General features: G+C 48.8%; 19 protein-coding genes. 3 read left to right on the top strand and 16 right to left on the bottom strand.

Features of this window, described 5'->3' with window-relative positions; translation table 11 throughout:
* Positions 1 to 141: 141 nt before the first annotated feature.
* A complete protein-coding gene (locus G3255_RS04140) occupies positions 142 to 294 on the top strand; it encodes a hypothetical protein (RefSeq protein ID WP_211653420.1) in 153 nt (50 codons plus the stop codon).
* A 90-nt stretch (positions 295 to 384) separates the two neighbouring features.
* Here G3255_RS04140 and G3255_RS04135 read toward each other — a convergent pair whose 3' ends face one another.
* The 8 genes from G3255_RS04135 to G3255_RS04100 form a co-directional block, all read right to left on the bottom strand.
* Positions 385 to 1,065, bottom strand: a complete 681-nt coding sequence (locus G3255_RS04135) for a protein kinase family protein (RefSeq protein WP_211653419.1) — start codon at positions 1,063 to 1,065, stop codon at positions 385 to 387.
* A gap of 104 nt (positions 1,066 to 1,169) precedes the next feature.
* Positions 1,170 to 2,054, bottom strand: coding sequence for a proline iminopeptidase-family hydrolase (locus G3255_RS04130; RefSeq protein ID WP_211653418.1), 885 nt, complete (start codon positions 2,052 to 2,054; stop codon positions 1,170 to 1,172).
* Between the two features lie 138 nt (positions 2,055 to 2,192).
* Positions 2,193 to 3,092 carry a glycine betaine ABC transporter substrate-binding protein gene (locus G3255_RS04125; protein ID WP_349291417.1) on the bottom strand — a complete coding sequence of 300 codons (900 nt, stop codon included), beginning with the start codon at positions 3,090 to 3,092 and terminating at the stop codon, positions 2,193 to 2,195.
* A 22-nt stretch (positions 3,093 to 3,114) separates the two neighbouring features.
* A complete protein-coding gene (locus G3255_RS04120) occupies positions 3,115 to 3,852 on the bottom strand; it encodes an ABC transporter permease (RefSeq protein WP_211653417.1) in 738 nt (245 codons plus the stop codon).
* Between the two features lie 4 nt (positions 3,853 to 3,856).
* Entirely contained in the window at positions 3,857 to 4,849 is a 993-nt protein-coding gene (locus G3255_RS04115; protein ID WP_211653416.1) for an ABC transporter ATP-binding protein, read from the bottom strand.
* An 18-nt stretch (positions 4,850 to 4,867) separates the two neighbouring features.
* Positions 4,868 to 5,521 (bottom strand): ABC transporter permease, encoded by a 654-nt coding sequence (locus G3255_RS04110; RefSeq protein WP_211653415.1) that lies wholly within the window; start codon positions 5,519 to 5,521, stop codon positions 4,868 to 4,870.
* A gap of 384 nt (positions 5,522 to 5,905) precedes the next feature.
* A complete protein-coding gene (nadX, locus tag G3255_RS04105) occupies positions 5,906 to 6,685 on the bottom strand; it encodes an aspartate dehydrogenase (protein WP_211653414.1) in 780 nt (259 codons plus the stop codon).
* 70 nt (positions 6,686 to 6,755) lie between these two features.
* Positions 6,756 to 7,433 (bottom strand): response regulator transcription factor, encoded by a 678-nt coding sequence (locus tag G3255_RS04100; RefSeq protein WP_211653413.1) that lies wholly within the window; start codon positions 7,431 to 7,433, stop codon positions 6,756 to 6,758.
* 130 nt (positions 7,434 to 7,563) lie between these two features.
* On the opposite strand from G3255_RS04100, the gene G3255_RS04095 reads away from it, so the two are divergent.
* On the top strand, positions 7,564 to 8,328 hold the full coding sequence (locus tag G3255_RS04095; RefSeq protein ID WP_211653412.1) for an SDR family NAD(P)-dependent oxidoreductase: 765 nt from the start codon (positions 7,564 to 7,566) through the stop codon (positions 8,326 to 8,328).
* Between the two features lie 97 nt (positions 8,329 to 8,425).
* Here the strand turns inward: G3255_RS04095 and G3255_RS04090 are convergent, their stop codons facing one another.
* A complete protein-coding gene (locus G3255_RS04090) occupies positions 8,426 to 11,575 on the bottom strand; it encodes a bifunctional cytochrome P450/NADPH--P450 reductase (protein ID WP_211653411.1) in 3,150 nt (1,049 codons plus the stop codon).
* A gap of 76 nt (positions 11,576 to 11,651) precedes the next feature.
* Positions 11,652 to 12,227: a TetR/AcrR family transcriptional regulator gene (locus tag G3255_RS04085; RefSeq protein WP_211653410.1), complete on the bottom strand. Its 576-nt coding sequence runs from the start codon at positions 12,225 to 12,227 to the stop codon at positions 11,652 to 11,654.
* 166 nt (positions 12,228 to 12,393) lie between these two features.
* Here G3255_RS04085 and G3255_RS04080 point away from each other — a divergent pair, with 166 nt between their 5' ends.
* Entirely contained in the window at positions 12,394 to 13,086 is a 693-nt protein-coding gene (locus G3255_RS04080) for an AIM24 family protein (protein ID WP_101805334.1), read from the top strand.
* 77 nt (positions 13,087 to 13,163) lie between these two features.
* Here the strand turns inward: G3255_RS04080 and G3255_RS04075 are convergent, their stop codons facing one another.
* From G3255_RS04075 to G3255_RS04050, 6 genes are all read right to left on the bottom strand, one after another.
* Positions 13,164 to 13,646, bottom strand: a complete 483-nt coding sequence (locus tag G3255_RS04075) for a hypothetical protein (RefSeq protein ID WP_211653409.1) — start codon at positions 13,644 to 13,646, stop codon at positions 13,164 to 13,166.
* 174 nt (positions 13,647 to 13,820) lie between these two features.
* Positions 13,821 to 14,807 carry an aldo/keto reductase gene (locus G3255_RS04070; RefSeq protein WP_211653408.1) on the bottom strand — a complete coding sequence of 329 codons (987 nt, stop codon included), beginning with the start codon at positions 14,805 to 14,807 and terminating at the stop codon, positions 13,821 to 13,823.
* Positions 14,808 to 14,959: 152 nt separating this feature from the next.
* Positions 14,960 to 15,832 (bottom strand): ABC transporter permease subunit, encoded by an 873-nt coding sequence (locus G3255_RS04065; RefSeq protein WP_211653407.1) that lies wholly within the window; start codon positions 15,830 to 15,832, stop codon positions 14,960 to 14,962.
* Positions 15,816 to 16,751 carry an ABC transporter ATP-binding protein gene (locus tag G3255_RS04060; RefSeq protein ID WP_211653406.1) on the bottom strand — a complete coding sequence of 312 codons (936 nt, stop codon included), beginning with the start codon at positions 16,749 to 16,751 and terminating at the stop codon, positions 15,816 to 15,818. Before G3255_RS04060 ends, G3255_RS04065 begins: the two co-directional genes overlap by 17 nt.
* 62 nt (positions 16,752 to 16,813) lie before the next feature.
* Positions 16,814 to 17,947, bottom strand: a complete 1,134-nt coding sequence (locus G3255_RS04055) for a zf-HC2 domain-containing protein (protein WP_211653405.1) — start codon at positions 17,945 to 17,947, stop codon at positions 16,814 to 16,816.
* Positions 17,944 to 18,492 carry an RNA polymerase sigma factor SigX gene (locus G3255_RS04050; protein ID WP_211653404.1) on the bottom strand — a complete coding sequence of 183 codons (549 nt, stop codon included), beginning with the start codon at positions 18,490 to 18,492 and terminating at the stop codon, positions 17,944 to 17,946. Before G3255_RS04050 ends, G3255_RS04055 begins: the two co-directional genes overlap by 4 nt.
* Positions 18,493 to 18,654 lie beyond the last annotated feature (162 nt).

Genomic DNA, 18,654 nt, shown 5'->3' with positions numbered 1-18,654 from the left:
AATCCTCCTAAGTCTATTGCTCTAGTGCATTCCTCCCCTTATTATATACAAATAATAATTTTCTTGAAAAATATATAAAATTTTGAATATAATCGAGTTGATATTATCACTTATTTATTCTAAAAAAAGAATAACCGGCTGATGTCCATTCCGACGGACGCTTTCCGCGGGCATGGCCTCAGCCGCTTCGTCGCTAACGCTCCTGCAGGGTCTTCACCTCATGTCGCTCCGTCGCGCTGCTCCGTCACTGCTCCCGCAGGAGTCGCCGTCTACATTTCCATCAGCAAATATTGAAATCGCCTATAAAACCACCGGAATAAATTGGTCATTTTTCCAGTGATCAAATTCAGGATTTTGTAAAATAATCTATTCTTTTTATTGGAGCTATTTCCGGTAATTCAATTGCTTAGATACGATGCGCATGAATTCTTCAAATGAAGCAGAATAGCGGTTCCAGTGGTGGTACCATTTGCGAATGGTGTCGAGCAGCCAGAATGGAACGGGTTTGCCATCGATGATCGGATAATATTCGTGATACGCTTTTTTCAAATGCTCCCAGCGGAAATCGTTGCCAGGCTTGATGTACTCGGACACGTCGAGCAATTTCGCGCGCCCATCCTGCAAGATGATGTTTTTTAAGTGGATGTCCCGCGGATTCAAGCCGATTTCGCGGATATAGTCGCGCGCTTTTTCCACATCCACGATGGCCTGTTCCGGCACGTACACGCCTTGCAGCAGGCAATCGAATAAAGTTGGGCCTTGCTCGAATTTCAACACAAGCATACGTCCATCTCTTCCGTAACAAGTCGAAAAATAAACAGATTGCCCGATTTGTTCGTACACCTTCGCTTCAGCTTCGAGTTTATCTTTTTTGCCTTCGGCGTATACTTTAAATGCATATTCCGGAAAGTTCTCAGACTGGAATACGGCTGCGTCTGTCCCAACGCCAATGCAGCGGAATCCTTCGGCAATGCCAGTGATTACGACTGGTTCATTATCGGGCTGTGCTGTCACCGTTATAGTAGATAATGCTTGCGCTGTTAGTTGCCACTGGTCTTCATTCATGGCTATCTCTCCTCTGGTCAGTAAAGCTTTTTCCCATTAAAATAACGAACCGCCATTGCTTGCGGTTCGTTATTATCATAGCATCAGTTTCACAATTAATCCGTTTACGCACCCGGCTTCATTTCCTGGCGGTTGACCCATTCACGAACGGTTTCTACATATACTTCGGGTTCTTCGATTGACGGCATATGCGAGCTGTTTTCGAATACGTGAAATTCTGCATCCGGCACGAGGCTCGCATACTGTTCTGTCGCTTCGGGTGTAGCTTCATCATACCGGCCGCAAGTAAACAAAGCCGGAATGTCGATCTCACTCAAGCGATCCGTCGCATCAAAATGCTTCAAGGTGCCGGTGACCGTGAATTCCGAAGCTCCCCACATATAATTGTAGACATTCGAGTTCAGCTGATCGAGATCTTCCGACAGCTCGTCTGGCCAAGGGTCGACGCGGCACATATGGGTTTTGTAATACTGCATCATCGCTTGCTGGTAGTCGTCTGAATCGGTCGTTCCTTGGCTTTCGCTCTCCTCGATCGTCTTTTGCACTGGTTTTGGGAATTGCTTCAAATAAGCGCGCTGGTCTTGCTCCCAGCGCTGCGCATCAAGTGCCGGCCCGGAGAACATGACGCTGCGCACACCGCCCGGTTTCGTAAAGAGATAAGACGCGGCAAGCATCGTCCCCCAGGAATGGCCGAGCAAATGGACTTCTTCCAGTTCGAGCGCTTGGATCACTTGCCCGAGCTCCTCGACGTAGCGGTCCACGGTCCAAAGAGAAGTATCTTCCGGCCGCTCCGATTTTCCGCAGCCCAGCTGGTCGTATTGGATGACCGGCCGCTCTGTCCCTAATTGCCTCAGCGGGTCGCTGTCGCTGCTTTTCATTCCCGGCCCGCCGTGCAACAGCAAGAGCGGAATGCCGGGCCCCTTTCCAGTGATGCGATACCATACTTTGCCCCCAGTCACGGGAATGAACCCTTCTTTGACATGTTCCATAAATGCTTGTGCCTCCTTTTTAGACCGTTAACAAGCAGTTCTCCATTTAAGCAAGATTCCCTTTATTTTCACGTACCATAAGAAAAACCGCCATTCCTTTTCGGAATGGCGGCTGCAGCTTCATCTTACTGATGGAATTTATTCTTCCAGAAAACCATTTTCCACAAGCCAATCATAAGCGACGACGGAAACGCTCTGTCCTTCAACGTCTACATAATAATTGAGTTCTCTCATGATGTCGCTGTTCAGGCTATTGGCCAAGCGCGCCGTAATTTCTTCAATTTCAGGGTATTCTTCCAGTACTTCTTGGTTGATCGACACGGCTGCCCGGTAAGGCGGAAAGAATCGTTGATCGTCTTCCAAAACGACGAGATCATAACTTCTGATCGTCGCATCCGTTTCAAAAGCTACCGACACATCGACTTGACCATTGTCGAGCGAGCGCTGCGTCAATCCAATATCCATCTGGTTGACCTGTCCGGAACCGAATTCAAAGCCATAAGTTTCTTCAACACCCGGCAAGCCATCTGAACGGTTGGCGAATTCAGCATCAGCCGCCATCGACAGCTCCCCTGGATTTTCATTGATATAATCGGCGAGGTCGCTGATCGATTCAATGCCGAGTTCTTCCGACCGTTCGCTTGTCATGGCGAGCGCATAGGTGTTATTAACTTCCGACATATTCATCCAATGGATGCCGTTCTCGCTGTCGAGTTCTTTGACCTTTTGGAACGCAGCTTCAGGGTCCGCGATGGATTCTTCGCCCATATACGTAATGAGCGCTGTTCCCGTGTATTCCCACATCAGATCCACTTGGCCGTTTTCGAGTGCGGAACGGACCACACTGCTGCCGAGATTGTTCATTTGATTGACTTTGAATCCTTCTTCCACTAACAAGAAAGCCGTCATCTCAGACAAGATATATTGTTCTGTAAAGTTTTTGCCCCCGACTGTCACTTCTTTTCCTGTCACGCCTGAACAGGCGGACAAGATCAGCATGGTAATCAGCAGCGGGATAAGTTTAAGTGATTTATTCACAAATTCCGATACCTCCTATTCGCTAAGCTTTCTCAACACGTCTTGACCCTTTCGGCACGACGATATATTCCACTTTGCGCAGGATATAATCAGCAAGAATCGCCAATAGCGTCACCGGGATCGCCCCTGAAATGAGGAAGCCGTTATCGAACAAATTGATGCCGGTGAAGATCCATACGCCAAGGCCGCCTGCCCCGACCACATAAGCTAGAGCCGCTGTTCCAATATTCAAGACGACAGCCGTGCGGATGCCTGCAAGGATCGAGTAAGCTGAATTGGGAAGTTCGATGCGGAACAGGATCTGATGCGGTTTCATGCCCATTCCTTTGGCCGCATCGATCATATTCTTATCGATCGAGTCGATGCCGGCCACGGTGTTTCTGAAAATCGGCAGGATCGAATAAATGAACAGCGCAAACACTGCGGTCTGGAATCCGATGCCCAAAATACTGATCATCAAGGCAAGAACGGCGAGGCTCGGAATCGTTTGACCTAAGTTTGCGATATTGGAGAACACCCACTCCGCTTTCTTGAATTTTGGCCGTGTGATGAGAATACCGGCCGGCACTGCGATTAAAATAGCGAGCAGCGAGGAAACCAACACAAGTACTATGTGCTGTCTCAATAACACCAAAAATGTTTCCGATTGGCTAAAAATATAGTCAAAATAACTGTTGGAGATCGCCCAAATGAAAAATGCGGCGACCGCTGCATAAAGCGCATATCTGACAATATTGCCTATCAATTTTTTACGTTTCACCGGATCACCCTTCCTGGGAGGCGGACATCTTCCCTTTTATTTCGTAATGTAAATATTTCTGGACCATGTCGATGGTAATCGTCCCGATGTTTTCATCCTGTTCATCTTTGACGATGACTTGATCCGCTTCCTGGTTCAATAGCATCGACAAAGTGTTGCGCAGATCTTGGTGGACATGGATCGTTTTCGTATCTTGTATTGCTTCATCGACTGGCCCCAGCCCGATGACTTCACGCAAATTTTGCACTGTATGCAAGCTTAAACCTTTAATGGCGCGGTCTTTCCCGAAAAACTGTGAAACAAATTCATTTTTGGGATGCGCCAGCATTTCCGATGGCGTATCAAATTGCATGATTTTGCCGTCGCGCAAGAGCACGATTTTATCCGCCATCTTGATGGCTTCGTCAATATCATGGCTGACAAACAGAATCGTTTTCTTCACTTCACGCTGGATCTGCAGGAACTCTTCCTGGATCTTGTCGCGGATGATCGGGTCAAGTGCGCCGAAAGGTTCATCCATTAACATGACCGGTGGATCGGCCGCAAGGGCACGGACGACACCGATGCGTTGTTGTTGGCCGCCTGATAATTCATGCGGATAGCGTTTCCCGTAATCTTTAGGATCCAAACCAATCAGATTCATCAGGTACTCAAAGCGTTCACGCTTTTTCTTCTTATTCCAGCCCAATAGATCCGGGACGAGCATGACGTTTTCTTCAATCGTCATATTTGGAAATAAGCCATTGCTTTGGATAACATAGCCAATTTTGCGCCTCAATTCGATCGGGTCCAAGTCTTTCGAGTTTTCCCCGTTGATGACAATCTCGCCTTTTGTGATGGTCTCAAGCTGGTTGACCATTCGAAGCAACGTCGTTTTCCCGCAGCCAGATGGCCCGAGCAGCACGACGATTTTTCCTTGTTCAACTGTGAAGTCGACGTCATCGATCGCCGTTATCTCTTCTCCATAGCTTTTTGTTACGTGATTAAATGAAATCATAGACTCACCTCTCTGCAGTTACTCCGCTATTGCTTTTTTCGTAAAGCGTTTTTGAATCAGTAGTAAGATGGAATCCGCAATGATCGCCAATATCGCCACCGCGATGGATCCGCTGATGATCAGGTAATTGTCGTTTCTGCTGATGCCTTGTGTGATGAGGACGCCGAGACCACCCGCGCCGATATAAGCCGCGATGACCGCAATCCCGATATTCATGACCACCGCCGTACGGACACCTGCCATGATGACCGGCAAGGCATTCGGGATTTCGACACGCAACAAGCGCTGATGCGTTTTCATGCCCATGCCGATTGCCGCGTCGCGCATTTCAGGATTGACGTTTTTGATGCCGGTATACGTATTGCGGATGATCGGCAATTGTGAATACAGCACGAGTGCCACAAAAGCCGGCACAAAGCCGATGCCCTGATTGATCAAGGAAAAGATCGGAATCATTACCCCGAAGAGTGCGATACTCGGAATGGTTAATGTAATGGAAGCGATTTGAAGAACTGTATCTGCAAGGTATTGGTTCGTAGTTAAGTAAATGCCGAGTGGAATTCCAATCAATAGCGCCACAACAATGGCTAACGAGACGAGCACAGCATGGTCAATCGTCAACTCTAGAATGCGAGGAGCGTTCACCTCAAGAAACCTGGTCCAATTTTCCATTGAAACACCTCCCTTCTTTAACAGAAAAAATGACTGTAATGGCGATTCGGCGCTGGCTGTAATTTAATCTATCCAGACACGCGCAACCCTTCCGGCTGCCTCAATTGCACAGTGCAAAAAGACGCCACGAAGCGCAGGGAAATACAAAACATCCTCCCTACTAGCCTTTTCGTCCCTTATAAGCATAACATGTATTTTTCTAATAAAATGATTTCTATGGTATTTATCGAGATTAGCTGAAATCGAAGCGGATAAACGAATAGCTGAAAATCGATTCACTCTCCTTATTTCCGAATGAAATTAATGTGTTTTTTTGCTGTCTATTCATAAAAAACAAGCTGGCTTGTTTATATGTTTAAAAGAATAGCATTTCCCCTTTTTGTTTCAGCTTCCTATCCTTAATGCCTTGCTTTTATTCTGGAGCACCGACAGAATGCTGAGTGCCGCCAGTAAACTCGTTTTCGGGTTCGCTGCCATCGGGTTGTTTTCGACTTGCAGGTGCATCTTGCCGAAATCCCCTTGCGCTTCAATCGTATGTGTATTGCGTTCAATTTTCGGGTCGACGATAATGCGGACTTTCGTTTCGTGTACGCCAATACCCGCAATCGCGAGCACTAAAGCGACATTAATATTTTTCGGGAATTCACCAACCGCGTCAAACGCCGTTCCGTCAAACAGCACTTGTTCCCGATCCGCCTCCATCCCGAGTGACATAGGGGATTTCCGCGTCTTCAGCTGAACAGATTCCAATCCACCAAGCGCCTTCGCTGATTGCAACACGTCCAATCCGCCGATTGCACCGGACGGCAGATAGATCTTCCTGTTGTTCGCATCGGCTAATCCGGTCAGTTCATCCAGGAACGCGAAGTCTTTGAACACGCCGATGCTGCTGACAACGAGGTCTTTTTTATGTTCGGCCACTTGTTTCAAAAACAGCCTTGCCGCATCCACTGTCACAGCTTCCACGACCGTATCGATGGGTCCCGACAGGAAATCTTGAAGATCCGTATAAAATTCCATGCCAAAACGTTCTTTTAAACGCGTTCCGGCTTCCACGTTGCGCCCGAATACCGCGGTGATGCGCCCATCTGCCATGCTCTTTTCATTCACTTGTTCGAGCAAGTAAGTGGCGATATTGCCGGTTCCGATAATGCCAATGTTCATACTAGCCCCTCCCTAAGGTAGATGGTTTTCCTAAGAAATTGCACGAAGCAATCCTCCAATTGAAACCTAATTAAAAGATCGCGCCCCTTCTCATCAACTCCGCTACTGCATGTGTGCGATTGGAAACGCCAAGCTTTTTCACAGCTTGCTTAACGTACTGCTTGACCGTAGCCTCGCTGATGTCCAGGCGCCCAGCGATTTCTTTTGTCGCCGCTCCCCAAGCGATTTCCCTCATGACTTCCCATTCCCGCGTGCTCAATAACGTATGGCTTTGGGATATTGAAAAAGAGCACAAAATTTTGCCTGCTTGTTCACCAAACTTCGTCATGTGATCCAATAATTCCGGTGAGCAGACGGTTTCCTGATTAATGCCGTAAATGAAGCCATGCACGGTAGTTCCGGTGAAGACGGGCGTCACGAGAAATGACCGGACCGTGGAATCGATGACGTAATTGCTGCTAGTCTTCTCGAAAATTTCCTGGCCTTCGTAATATTTTGCCTTGCGTTCCAGAAGCGCAGCTTCAATCGTAGGCAGGCTGCGGATATCATAGCGCAATTCCGGGATGTGCTTGATTTTCTCTTGTTCCAATGAAATAATTCCTTCGCCCAAAAATCCGATAATCGAGTAACGGAAAAAATAAGCTTCCGCCATCTGGCATTGATTCACAAAGACTTTAAGCATTTCGACCATGGACTGTTCCTGATTGCTTCCTGGCTTCAATATCCGAGCTTGATCCGCAAGGGCCATCTTCACTCATCCTTTCGAAGGAGGCACTTCCTGCTAAAAAGGGAATATGCCTAAGTTATTAATTATTGTAACATTAATAATTGATAGAATATTCCCATTTTTATTCAAAAGAATATGAGGAGGAATCATCATGACAGAAAAAGTGGTCTTAATTACCGGCGGCGCAGGCGGAATCGGCATGGATACAGCGAAGGCCTTTTTGGAACAAGGCGATCGCGTCGTCCTTGTCGACATTAACCGGGAAGCCCTGGATAAAACGAAAGACTTGTTGGAAGCCAGTGAAGAGCAAGTTAAAGTCATTCAAGCAAATGTCACCGAAGAAAGCGATGTGGCAAATTATGTGCAGGAAACCGTGGACGCTTTCGGCCGCATCGACGTTTTCTTCAATAACGCCGGCATCAACGGCCCCCATAAAATGATCAAAGACTTGGAGAAGGAGCATTTCGAGAGCATCATGGGCATCAATGTCACGGGTGTTTTCCTGGGTCTCAAGCATGTTATCCAGCAAATGGAGAAACAGGGATTCGGCAGCATCATCAACACGGCTTCAAATGCGGCTTATATCGGCTCCCCTGGTATGCCCGGCTATATCGCCTCCAAACACGCAGTCGTCGGACTGACAAAAACAGCTGCGTTGGAAACAGCTGCACAAGGCATCCGTGTCAATGCGGTCGCCCCGGCAGCTATCGATACACAAATGCTGACCGCCATCCAAAGCAATATTTCCCCGGACGACCCGGAAGCTGCCGCAGCAGCCATACGGCAAGGCATCCCGGTCGGCCGTTTCGGGACACCGATGGAAGTCGCGCAAATCGTGCTGTTCTTGGCTTCCGATAAATCCTCTTTTGTTACCGGATCCATTTACAATGTCGATGGCGGCATGCAAGCCGATTAATATGGATATAAACGAATAGAGCCCAAGGGAAACGGCCGTTTCCCTTGGGCTCTATTTCAGTTACTGTTTTTTTACAAGCTGGTCATTATTCCACCTTTTACGAAGCCGACCAAACGTCTTTCGCAAAACGGCCGGATTGTTCAAGTTCCCCGAGCCACACCAACGCTTGTTCATGCGTCGCGTTTCGCAACTCCTGATAGCTGCGGACCAAGCTTTGCTCCACGGCTGGTGCCATCTTGCCGCCATCACCGCAAATATACAAATGTCCCCCCTGTTCCAACAGCCCGAGAATTTCCTGTGCGTTCTGTTCCATCAAATGCTGCACATAGACTTTCTCTTGCTGTTGTCTCGAGAAGGCGCTGTGCAACTCGATCAAGCCAAGCTGCTCGGCTTGCTTCAATTCTTCTTCATATAAGAAATCCTCTTGTGCATGGCGGCAGCCGAAATACAGCTGCGCTACGCCGAGTTGGGACCCTTGTTCTTTCAACATATTTCGTGCTTGGATAAAGCCACGGAACGGTGCGATGCCGGTTCCTGGGCCGACCATGACGAGCGGCGTTTCCGGGTTTTCCGGCAATTGGAAAGCAGTTTGAGGCGTCCGTATAAAGCATGCGATTTTATCTTCCGCATCGCGCTTCGCCAAATAATTGGAGGCGACGCCTTCGTATTCACCCATTCCGCTCCAAGCCGCACCTTTTACGACGCTGACCGTGATGCTCGCTTTGCTGGATGAGACACGCGGCGAACTGGAGATCGAGTAGTAGCGGGCTTTCAATGCGGGCAATAAAGCCAAGAAGTTCTCGAACTCCATTTCGCAAGACATAAAGCGCTCGAGCAATTCAAGCATCGTCAACCGCTTCGCGAGCACTTCGCGTTTATACGTTTCGTCTTCCACCAATCCTTCAAGCTCTTGTTTATGCGGCGGGCACGGATTGCTTTTCGCGAGTTCACGGAGTTGCGCGCGCGTTGCGGGTTCCTGCAATTCCACATAGCTTGTGAGCAGTTGCGCGAGCTGGACCGGGTGCCCTGTCGGTAAATGATCGGACCGCCCAGAACTTCCTTCAAGGACTACATGGTCTTCCCCTTTCAAGCCAAAGCGGTTCAACACTCGTTCCACGAGCCCAACAGAGTTCTCCGGCAACACACCGAGGTGGTCGCCTTCTTGATACACTGCCCCTTCAGGCAATTGGATCTCGATATGGCGGGTGCTGCGTTCCTGTGTCTTCAATAGCTCCTCATTGCCGGCAACTACTGCCGTGAAGGCATCGTATGCTCGAGCGACCGGTGTGTGGCTGACGCCGCTGATGAATTCCATCGACAATTGATTGCTGGCTTGCGCGTTTGTTTCCAGATCGAGCCCGAACTGTTCCGCGAGTGCCGGCCACAAGGATTGCTGCCATTTCTCAAGCTCGCCGTCGAAGTCCTCGCTGGCATCGCCTTCGCCGCGTTCGATAAGCTGGGATGCACCATTCGCCGACAGCTGTTCATCGATAATGCTCGGCACGCGCTGATAGGTCGTTGCCCAGTTGCGGTCGCCGCAGCCGAAGACGCTGTATGTGATGCCTTGTAAATCACTATCAGTCGATAGCCACTCCATAAAACGCACGGCATTATCCGGCGGGTTGCCGTTATAGGAAGCCGATACGATGACGACCGCCCCTTCAGCCGGAAGGTTTCCTGCATAATCGTCCATTGCGGCAACTTTCGCATCAAAGCCTTTAAAGCGTGCCGTTTCCGAGAGCTCCCGGGCAACGCCTTGTGCTGTCCCGAGGTTGGATCCGTAAAGTACCAATAGCGGCGTGCCGTGCGAGTCAATCGCTTGCTCGACTTCCGGCGCTTGTTCTGGCTCTTCAACTGCTGGCGCCTGGAACATCTGCACTTTTCGTCTCGGTTTCACTTTCATCGTCAATCCGTCTGGTTTGAAGGTCAAAGTTTCTTTCACTTCGAGCTGGTAATCGGTGTGGTCGATCAGCTCGAAATGCTGCAGCACCATGCCGAGCACGAGCACCGCTTCGTGAAGTGCGAATTGCTGCCCGATGCATGCGCGCTGTCCGTTGCCGAACGGCTTGTATGCATGATGCGGGATTTTCGAGATGTCTTCAAAACGTTCCGGCCGGAAACTTTCGGCATCTTGTCCCCAAACGCTCGTGTCGCGGTGGAGTTCCGGAATCAGCAAAGTGAATGCTTCGCCTTTTTCGACCTCGTACTTGCCGGCAAGCGTCGTATCTTCTTTCGCATAGACGGAAAATGCTGGCGCGGTTGGCCACAGACGCAGCGCTTCATTTAAAATCATGCGCACATATTTCAATTGCTTCACTTGCTTGAACGAAGGCGTTGCATCGCCGAGCACTTCGTCCACTTCGGCATAGGCTTTTGCTAATTTATCCGGATGCTTCAATAGGTACTGGATCGCGAACGACAATAAACCGCTCGTCGTTTCATGCCCCGCGATCAAGAAAGTGATGATCTGGAAGCGAATGTTCTCATCATCCAAGGATTCGCCGGTTTCCGGGTCTTTGCCTTTCAGCATATGCCCCAGTAAGTCATCTTCCCCCTGGTCGCCCGCTTGTTTACGTTCTGCGATCAATTGGTCGACCAAGTTGAACATATAATCGATGTCTTCTTTGAACTGCTGCTTCGAGCGTACCATTAGCTTGTCCTGGATGCCGAGACGCTGCGTTTGGCTCATTGATTCATCCAACGCCCGCACCATCTTCTCGATGAACGGATGGGAATCCTCTCGGTAAAAACTATTGAAGCGGTAATTGAATCCGCATAAGCCGATCGTATCGAGCGTCAAACGCGTCATGTCATCCGGCACATCGATTTCCTCGTTTGGATTGAGCCGTGCCCATTTCTGCACCAATTGCGACGCGAGGTCGATCATCTTGTCGTGATAGCCCTTCATCGCTTGCTGGCTGAAACTTGGCAACAGGATATTATGGGCTTTCTTCCAGTTCGGTTCTTCGGTTCCACTCGTGAACAAGCCATCTCCACCGAATGCGCGGACTTTCTGGAGAGCCGGCCCAATCTTTTTATCAAAGCGCGTCTCGTCACAGATTTCCGCGGCCAGTTCCGCACTTGATACAAACGTGCTGGCACGCCCCGGGAAATGGAATTGATAGATCGGCCCAAGTTCACGCGCTTGCTGCATGAACGATTGCACCGGCTTTTCTTTATCGATCAATGGCAAATTGCCAAGCGGGCCGTAGGATTTCGGTTGTGGAAGGTTTTTCATTTCAATCATGGATTAGCACCTCTTCTGTAAAATTAAAATCGGAATGAATATTCATTCCTAAAAATAGAGAAAAAAACTGGCATCATCACGAATGATGACGCACAGCATCCCAGCAGCTTTCCTCGACTCCTGCCAGTAGTTCCGTCGAGGCTTCAAGTTCTCCTACGCGGATCAATTGATAGAGTTGCAAAAAGCCACCGAAGATAATGGCGATCAGCGCCTTGGACGGAAGTTCACGGATCTGCCCTTGCTGTTTTCCAGCCTCGAAGAAATCTTCGAGGATCATCAGCAAATGGCTGAATTGCTCACGGCTTTCGGCGTCCAGAAAATAAGCGGATGTATGGGTTTTAATGAAATACAAAGCATGATCGTGCTCGTTCGTAAAGCGGATCATCCCTTGGAATAAATGATGGAATTGCTCACGAATGCCCGCTCCCTCAGGATAGTCTTTCTCCAGCGCCTCCTTGAACAAGGTGACATAATGCTGGAACAAGGTATTGACGAGCATTTCTTTATTGGCGAAATAACGGTAAATTGTCCCCGCTCCGACTTTGGCATCGGTCGCGATCATCGGGATCGTCGTGGCATCAAAGCCGCGTTCGGCAAACAAGGTCAGCGCGCTATCGAGAATATCATCTCGTTTCGTGGTGGATGTGGGCATCTGGAAAAATTCCTCCTTTTGTTGCGGAATGAACATTCATTCTCCGACAGTTTACTCCTTCCGTTGTTGAAAATCAACGATTAACCTGAAAGTGCATTGCGCTAAAACGAAACGATTTTGCCGCCTGTCCGTATAGCATAGTATTCAGTTAAAGGAGGAATCATTCATGTCGAAGTATTCCATCAAGCAATTTGTCCAGCAAACCAAACAGGAAGAAAGCGCGCGCGACTTTTTTGAACTCGAAACAGACCGCCTGCTCGAAGTGAATTTGAACGGCCAAGTGTGGGCCAAAGCGGGCTCGATGATTTCCTATGAAGGCAATATCAAATTCGAGCGCGAAGGTATGCTCGAGCACGGCCTCGGGAAATTCGTCAAAAAAGCGCTCAGCGGAGAAGGCGCCCAGTTGATGAAAGCGAACGGCCAAGGCAAACTCTACGTCGCGGACAGCGGCAAGAAAATCACCATTTTAGATCTTGAAGGTGAAAGCATCTTCATCAACGGCAACGACTTGCTCGCATTTCAGGACGGGCTCGATTGGGACATCAAATTGATGCGCCGCGTCGCCGGAATGATGGCGGGCGGATTATTCAATGTCCGCCTGGAAGGCCACGGCCTCGTCGCTTTCACCTCCCATTACGAGCCGCTCACCTTGCTCGTCACTCCGGATACGCCAGTGTTCACCGACCCGAACGCAACCGTCGCATGGTCAGGTAATTTGGAACCTGATTTTGTTACCGACGTGCAGTTGAAAAGCTTTTTCGGCAGAGGCAGCGGAGAATCCGTACAGATGAAATTCTCCGGAAATGGCTTCGTCGTCGTTCAGCCGTTCGAGGAAATCTACCACGCACCCCAAGGCTAATGCCCATATCACCTAATAAATACTGCCCCGCGGCGATTAGGAAAATGCCTAATCACAGCGGGGCAGTTTGTTTTGTGCTAAAAACTGATGTTCCATTGTTGTTTCAATTGCGAAAGCAAATCCTCTGGAGGATTATAGAGGAAATACGTGGTGCCTTCTTGGTCCACTTGAATCGTTCCATCTTTATAGAAGTGAATCAAATACATATGATCGTCCATGCGATTAGCTGCCGGCATATTGTAAAGCATCATCCGGTAGCTGCCGGGCTTCTCGAGCAGATCGGCCCGTTCCTGCAGTTCCGCTTCACTCGCTTGTATCAGCTCTTCTCCATTCAATCGGTCGATCAGTTCATCGGCTTTTTCCGGCCCTTCGATGAACGTTTCTTCATAGCCGGCAGTTTTGGCCGAAGTATAGGTGCTTGAAACGAGTACCCCTTCGTATTCCCCGCGGTGTTCAATCGCGAGAGTTTCCGGGCTTTCTTCGACATTGGCACAGCCAGCCAAGGTGGCGATGGCGATCAGCAAAGATGCCATTGTCGATAAGGCAGCCGAAGTTTTCATGTTACCCCTCCAGTTCTTGTCATTAGTCCATATTAAAGCAAATGGTAAATTTGTAAAATTAAAGATAAGGCAATTCATCGCTAAATGAATGTTTTAGTAAAAATAAATGTTTCATCCATAACAAAAGGTTCCGGCTAGCAGACCGGAACCTTTTGTCGTTCTCTATTTCTATTTTCATTTTTTCGGCAATACGGCTTTCGGAGATACGAGGCCTTTATCGACGAGTTCGTCCCAGAAGGCAGACGGGATATCCGCTGTCATAGCGGCCAAGTCTTCCTTGATGCGGTCTGGCCGTGTGGATCCGGTGACGACCGCTTTTACTGCTGGATGCGCCGTTGAAAATTGCAAAGCTGCATCTTTCAAATGTACGCCGTGGTTTTGAGCGACGTCATTAAAGCGTGCCACCCGCTGTTTGATTTCTGGCGTGATTTCTGCATAATCGAAATGATCGCCGCCAAGCAATGCGCCGGAATTGAATGCCGAGCCGATGACAAGGCCGCCATCTGTTTTCTCAGCAAGCGGCATCATGCGCTCTAATGCGCGTTCATGCTGCAACAGCGTATACTGCGTCGCAGACAAGCTCAAATCAGGGTGTGCTTCTTCCAGTTCGAGTGCGACTTCGATCGGCGTGGTCGTATTGACCCCAAGGCCCCATGCTTTGATGACGCCTTCGTCTCTTAAGCGGTCGAGCACTTTAAAAGCCCCTGTTCGTGCTTCATCGAATTTCGTGACCCATTCATCGCCAAGAAAGTCCGGGGAGATATCGTGCACATAGACCATATCCAAGCGATCTGTTTTCAGCCGCTTCAAGCTGTCTTCGATCGAACGCAGCGTGCCCGATTCCGTGTAATCGGTGTGGATTTTATTCTTGCGGCCAAATTCAAACAGGCCTTCTTTTTCCTCTTCTTCCTCTAATACGATACGGCCGACTTTTGAGCTCAGCAAGTATTCGTCGCGGTTGTACGAAGGCAAAATTTCACCGAGGCGAAGCTCCGCAAGCCCTGCCCCGTAAAATGGTGCCGTATCGAAATAACGGATCCCCTCATTCCAAGCAGATTCGATGGTCGCCATCGCTTCGTCTCCCGGCACGTCCCGGAACATATTGCCAAGCGGCGCTGTTCCGAGGCCGAGCTTGTTTTTTATGATTAAATCGTTTTTCATAATTGGACACCTCTTCTAAATAATTGTATTGAACATACAGTTGTCTACCCGCTATCCCCTGGACTAAACAAGAAACAACAACCTTAAAACAGTTCAACACAAAAACCGCATGAACCTCTCAAATAGGCTCATGCGGTTTTTTCCACTTCCAGTTATACATCACGATTTTTAAAGCTATAAACCGCAAGTGCCAATACAATAATCCCGTAAAAAACCGCATAGCCGATGAGTAAATTGCTCGGACTTGAGATGCTGGTGAACAGGCCGCCTTGTGCAATAGCAAGCGGGCTGTCCGTTGTTACGAACAATAGCGTGGTCATTTTGCGATAAATGGAATCGACCGGATAGACAAGGCTCATTATAATGCCGACGTTGACGAGCGCAGTTTTTTCCAGTACCGCGCCGAATTGTTCGATAAAACCGCCGATAAAAGCAGCACCATAAAGGACGATGGAAATGATACCTGCATTCAAGGTTGTCATTCTCGTGCTTAATAAAATCCCGAATGCGATCAGTACAAAGGGCTGTATGGCGAATACCCCAGCCGCTTTAACCATCTGCATCGGTTGAAGGTCCAATGCTAGCCAGTCGACTCCGATGCCTTGATGGATGGCAATGACGCTGAAAAATAATGCAATGACATACGCCATCATTAAAACCGTCAAACCGACGAATTTTCCCAATACAAACTGCGCTCTGGAAATCGGGCGCATCAACCATGTATCAATCTGATGACTCGCCACTTCCCCAGAAATCGCACTGACGCTCGACATAATCGCGAGCAGCGATGCGATGAATGATGAAAAATAGAGACCTGCTCCGAGCATCTGAGACGCCACAAACTGCTGCATCAGAACCGCTTCCGGACCTTCCATGACCCCAGGGCCCATGTTTGATGTTTCCCTTCCTGCAAAGTAGATTGCTGTTCCATATAAGCTTAGGAACACAACCGTCATAATCACCGTGAAGAGGAAAATTCGCTTTGAAATAACTTCGTGTATCGTTATTTTAGTGATTGCCCACATAGCTGTTCTCCTTTTTCCGGTTTACCCAATGCAAAAAGACATCTTCCAAATGAGGTGTAATCTGCCGAACTTCATACACCGAAATGCGGCGTTCGGACAAATAATAGATAATTCGCGGGATATCGAGTTCATCACCGAACTGGATATTCCATGTGGTTCTCGTTCCATGCTGGCCTAGTTTCCGGGAGTGCGATACAAACGCAGGCCACGGGATGTCTTCTGGATAATCCGTTATGATCTCTATTTGCGCTTCGATTTGCATCAATTCTCGCCAAGGCCCTTGGGCGATCATATCGCCTTCGTGGATGATCGATACGTTATCGCACACCGACTCCACTTCATGCAATAAGTGGCTGTTCAAGAACACGGTTTTTCCTTGGTCCCGCAAATACACCATGAGGTCACGCACATCTTTACGTCCGATCGGATCGAGTGCAGACGTTGGTTCATCGAGGAAAATGACTTTCGGATCGTTGAGAATCGCACAAGCCAGGCCGATGCGCTGAGCCATGCCTTTTGAAAAGCCGCCGATCTTGCCCTTTTCCCGGCCGCTCATCCCGACCAGCTCCACCACTTCTTCAATGCGTGTTTTTCGCTGCCGCACAGGGATTTTGCACAACTCCGCATGGCGCTCAAGCAATTGTTTGCCCGTCAGCCAGTCAGGATAACGGAACAACTCTGGCAAATAACCTGCTTGTTCACGTGATTTGATCGACCCGATTGGTTCACCGAGGATAAACCCTTCTCCGCTTGTCGGCTTCAATAGACCGAGAAGCGTGCGGACGAATGTACTTTTCCCGGAGCCATTCGGCCCTAAAAATCCGTAAATCGTTCCTTCTCCAATCGACAGAGAAATATCTGAAATACCGCCTTTTCCATCATAGGTTTTAGTCAATGAGTTGGTCCGGATAACGTCCATTCTGTCCCTCCATCATCATAATGAAAAGTCCAGGGCGCTTGGTCCACCCTGAACTTCCTTTTTCATTTCACTTGTGTAGCCAGTTCCATTAATTGTTGTTCGGTCATCTTAGTTTCCGCCATGATCATTTGCAGCTGCTCACCTTGTTTCCAAACGATTGAAGATTCGTCTGTACCCACGAATGTGAATCCTTCCGCACCATTCACTTCGACTTCGCTCACTTTCGCCTCTTCCGTATCGACAACCGGAACCGGAAGCGTCGTTTCAAAATCGGAAATATTCGCGAGCTGTGTCTTCACATTATCAGGCAAAAACGGAAGCGACAGCAGGGTATCACGCAGCTGATCAATCGAGGTGCCTTCTGGAACACTGATCTCCGGAGATTCTGTACGCACATAGGAGATGTACTGTCCATTCGACAAGTAATCCGCTTTCACCGTTTCAGCAATCGATACCGAGAATGGCTTGCCGTCCAGCACCGTCTCGAACTGTTCGTCAGCTTCAAGCTGTGTGAGCAACTGGTTCGCTTTTTCGACATCAAGTGTAAACGTCATCGTCTGTGCCGGCATCACGTCAATGACGGACAATCCGAATTCACCGAACGACGGAACGGCATACCCTGCTTGTTCAGCTGATTCAATCGTCTGGAATTGCTGCAGCTCCCCATCCACTACCGATCGTTCTAACTTGCCTAGGCCTTTCAAATCAATTTCTCCCGCTTTGTGTTCACTTACCCAGCTCTCGACTTGCTCCAAGTCTTCCTGTGTCAACTGCACCATCTCGAATTGATCAACACGGAACAGCGATAGAAATTGATTCGCCCCCACTTGAACTTGCGGAATGGCAAGCGAACTGAAAATGGCGGCGGCTGCAACGCCGGATACGATGAAACGTTTGGTCTTGGTTTTCAACGGACTCCATCCCTTTCTGCTTGTTGTTTCACTCACTGCCGCTGACTTACGGTTGTCTCCCTGCTCCAAGTTCTCTTCGAATCTCGCCCATGCCCTGGCCACATCGATGTCTTCACCATCCAAGTCCAATTTGTTCTCATAAAAAGCTTGAAGCTGCTGCAACTCACTAACGGCTCCACGACATATTGCGCAGTTTTCCAGGTGCTTCATGATTCTTTTTTTCTCCTCGCGACTGACCTCACCATCCAAATAAGCTTGTAAGGTGCCGATATCATGACAAGTCATTGGTTCTCTGTCCCTTCCTCTGCATACATTTTTTTGAAACGGCTTTTCGCCCGTGCCAGCAGCGCGCCTATCGAGGATTTTTCCAAACCTTTATTTTCTGCAATTTCCTCGTAGCTATAGCCTGAAAACCGCATCACCAATAAATCCCGATCCTGTTCGGATAAACGCATCAGTGTTCTCTGGACTTCCCCCAGCTCCTCGCGTTTCACATAAGCCTCTTCAACCGACCTTGGCCATATTCGCTCCTCCGCTTGTTGCTTTTGTTTCCGGGCCATGTGGCGTTTTTCGGTGCGCACTTGATTGTAAGCGGTATTGACCGCGACTTTTGTCAACCAGCCCGGTAAATTGTCAATTGCCGAACGGTCCGCGTGATACAGCTTGACGAATACCTCCTGCGCGACATCTTCTGCAAGGGGCCGGTCTTTCAGGATGATCATCACTTTCCAGACGACTTTCGGGTAATACTGTTTGAATAAAACCTGGAACTCTTCTTCATCAGACAGATTGCTGGGAACTTCCGGCAAATTTGCCGCCTCCTCCATCATCCGGCCCCTCCCCTCAAACGCTTTCATAATAAAGACACCGGAATCGCCGATTTTGTAACAAGTTTTCAGTTTTTTTATGCAGTTTTTCATATAGCTGAGTTCTATCCTGCTTCATTGCTATTGTGTCAATTGACGTAAATTTCTCTGTTTAGTTTCCTTGTT

The organism is Planococcus sp. MSAK28401, from assembly GCF_018283455.1.
In the GTDB taxonomy this organism is placed as follows: domain Bacteria; phylum Bacillota; class Bacilli; order Bacillales_A; family Planococcaceae; genus Planococcus; species Planococcus alpniumensis.
Note: the sequence above shows the minus strand (reverse complement) of the source record. Positions and strands in the feature narration are given on the sequence as shown.

What these genes read in the sequence shown, in the direction of transcription:
- G3255_RS04100 (WP_211653413.1), bottom strand. Translation starts at nt 7,433, where the DNA reads ATGGCCCTTGCGGATCAAGCTCGGATATTGAAGCCAGGAAGCAATCAG.
- G3255_RS04085 (WP_211653410.1), bottom strand. Translation starts at nt 12,227, where the DNA reads ATGCCCACATCCACCACGAAACGAGATGATATTCTCGATAGCGCGCTG.
- G3255_RS04130 (WP_211653418.1), bottom strand. Translation starts at nt 2,054, where the DNA reads ATGGAACATGTCAAAGAAGGGTTCATTCCCGTGACTGGGGGCAAAGTA.
- G3255_RS04050 (WP_211653404.1), bottom strand. Translation starts at nt 18,492, where the DNA reads ATGATGGAGGAGGCGGCAAATTTGCCGGAAGTTCCCAGCAATCTGTCT.
- nadX (WP_211653414.1), bottom strand. Translation starts at nt 6,685, where the DNA reads ATGAACATTGGCATTATCGGAACCGGCAATATCGCCACTTACTTGCTC.
- G3255_RS04090 (WP_211653411.1), bottom strand. Translation starts at nt 11,575, where the DNA reads ATGATTGAAATGAAAAACCTTCCACAACCGAAATCCTACGGCCCGCTT.
- G3255_RS04095 (WP_211653412.1), top strand. Translation starts at nt 7,564, where the DNA reads ATGACAGAAAAAGTGGTCTTAATTACCGGCGGCGCAGGCGGAATCGGC.
- G3255_RS04055 (WP_211653405.1), bottom strand. Translation starts at nt 17,947, where the DNA reads ATGACTTGTCATGATATCGGCACCTTACAAGCTTATTTGGATGGTGAG.
- G3255_RS04080 (WP_101805334.1), top strand. Translation starts at nt 12,394, where the DNA reads ATGTCGAAGTATTCCATCAAGCAATTTGTCCAGCAAACCAAACAGGAA.
- G3255_RS04135 (WP_211653419.1), bottom strand. Translation starts at nt 1,065, where the DNA reads ATGAATGAAGACCAGTGGCAACTAACAGCGCAAGCATTATCTACTATA.
- G3255_RS04060 (WP_211653406.1), bottom strand. Translation starts at nt 16,751, where the DNA reads ATGGACGTTATCCGGACCAACTCATTGACTAAAACCTATGATGGAAAA.
- G3255_RS04070 (WP_211653408.1), bottom strand. Translation starts at nt 14,807, where the DNA reads ATGAAAAACGATTTAATCATAAAAAACAAGCTCGGCCTCGGAACAGCG.
- G3255_RS04110 (WP_211653415.1), bottom strand. Translation starts at nt 5,521, where the DNA reads ATGGAAAATTGGACCAGGTTTCTTGAGGTGAACGCTCCTCGCATTCTA.
- G3255_RS04065 (WP_211653407.1), bottom strand. Translation starts at nt 15,832, where the DNA reads ATGTGGGCAATCACTAAAATAACGATACACGAAGTTATTTCAAAGCGA.
- G3255_RS04115 (WP_211653416.1), bottom strand. Translation starts at nt 4,849, where the DNA reads ATGATTTCATTTAATCACGTAACAAAAAGCTATGGAGAAGAGATAACG.
- G3255_RS04140 (WP_211653420.1), top strand. Translation starts at nt 142, where the DNA reads ATGTCCATTCCGACGGACGCTTTCCGCGGGCATGGCCTCAGCCGCTTC.
- G3255_RS04075 (WP_211653409.1), bottom strand. Translation starts at nt 13,646, where the DNA reads ATGAAAACTTCGGCTGCCTTATCGACAATGGCATCTTTGCTGATCGCC.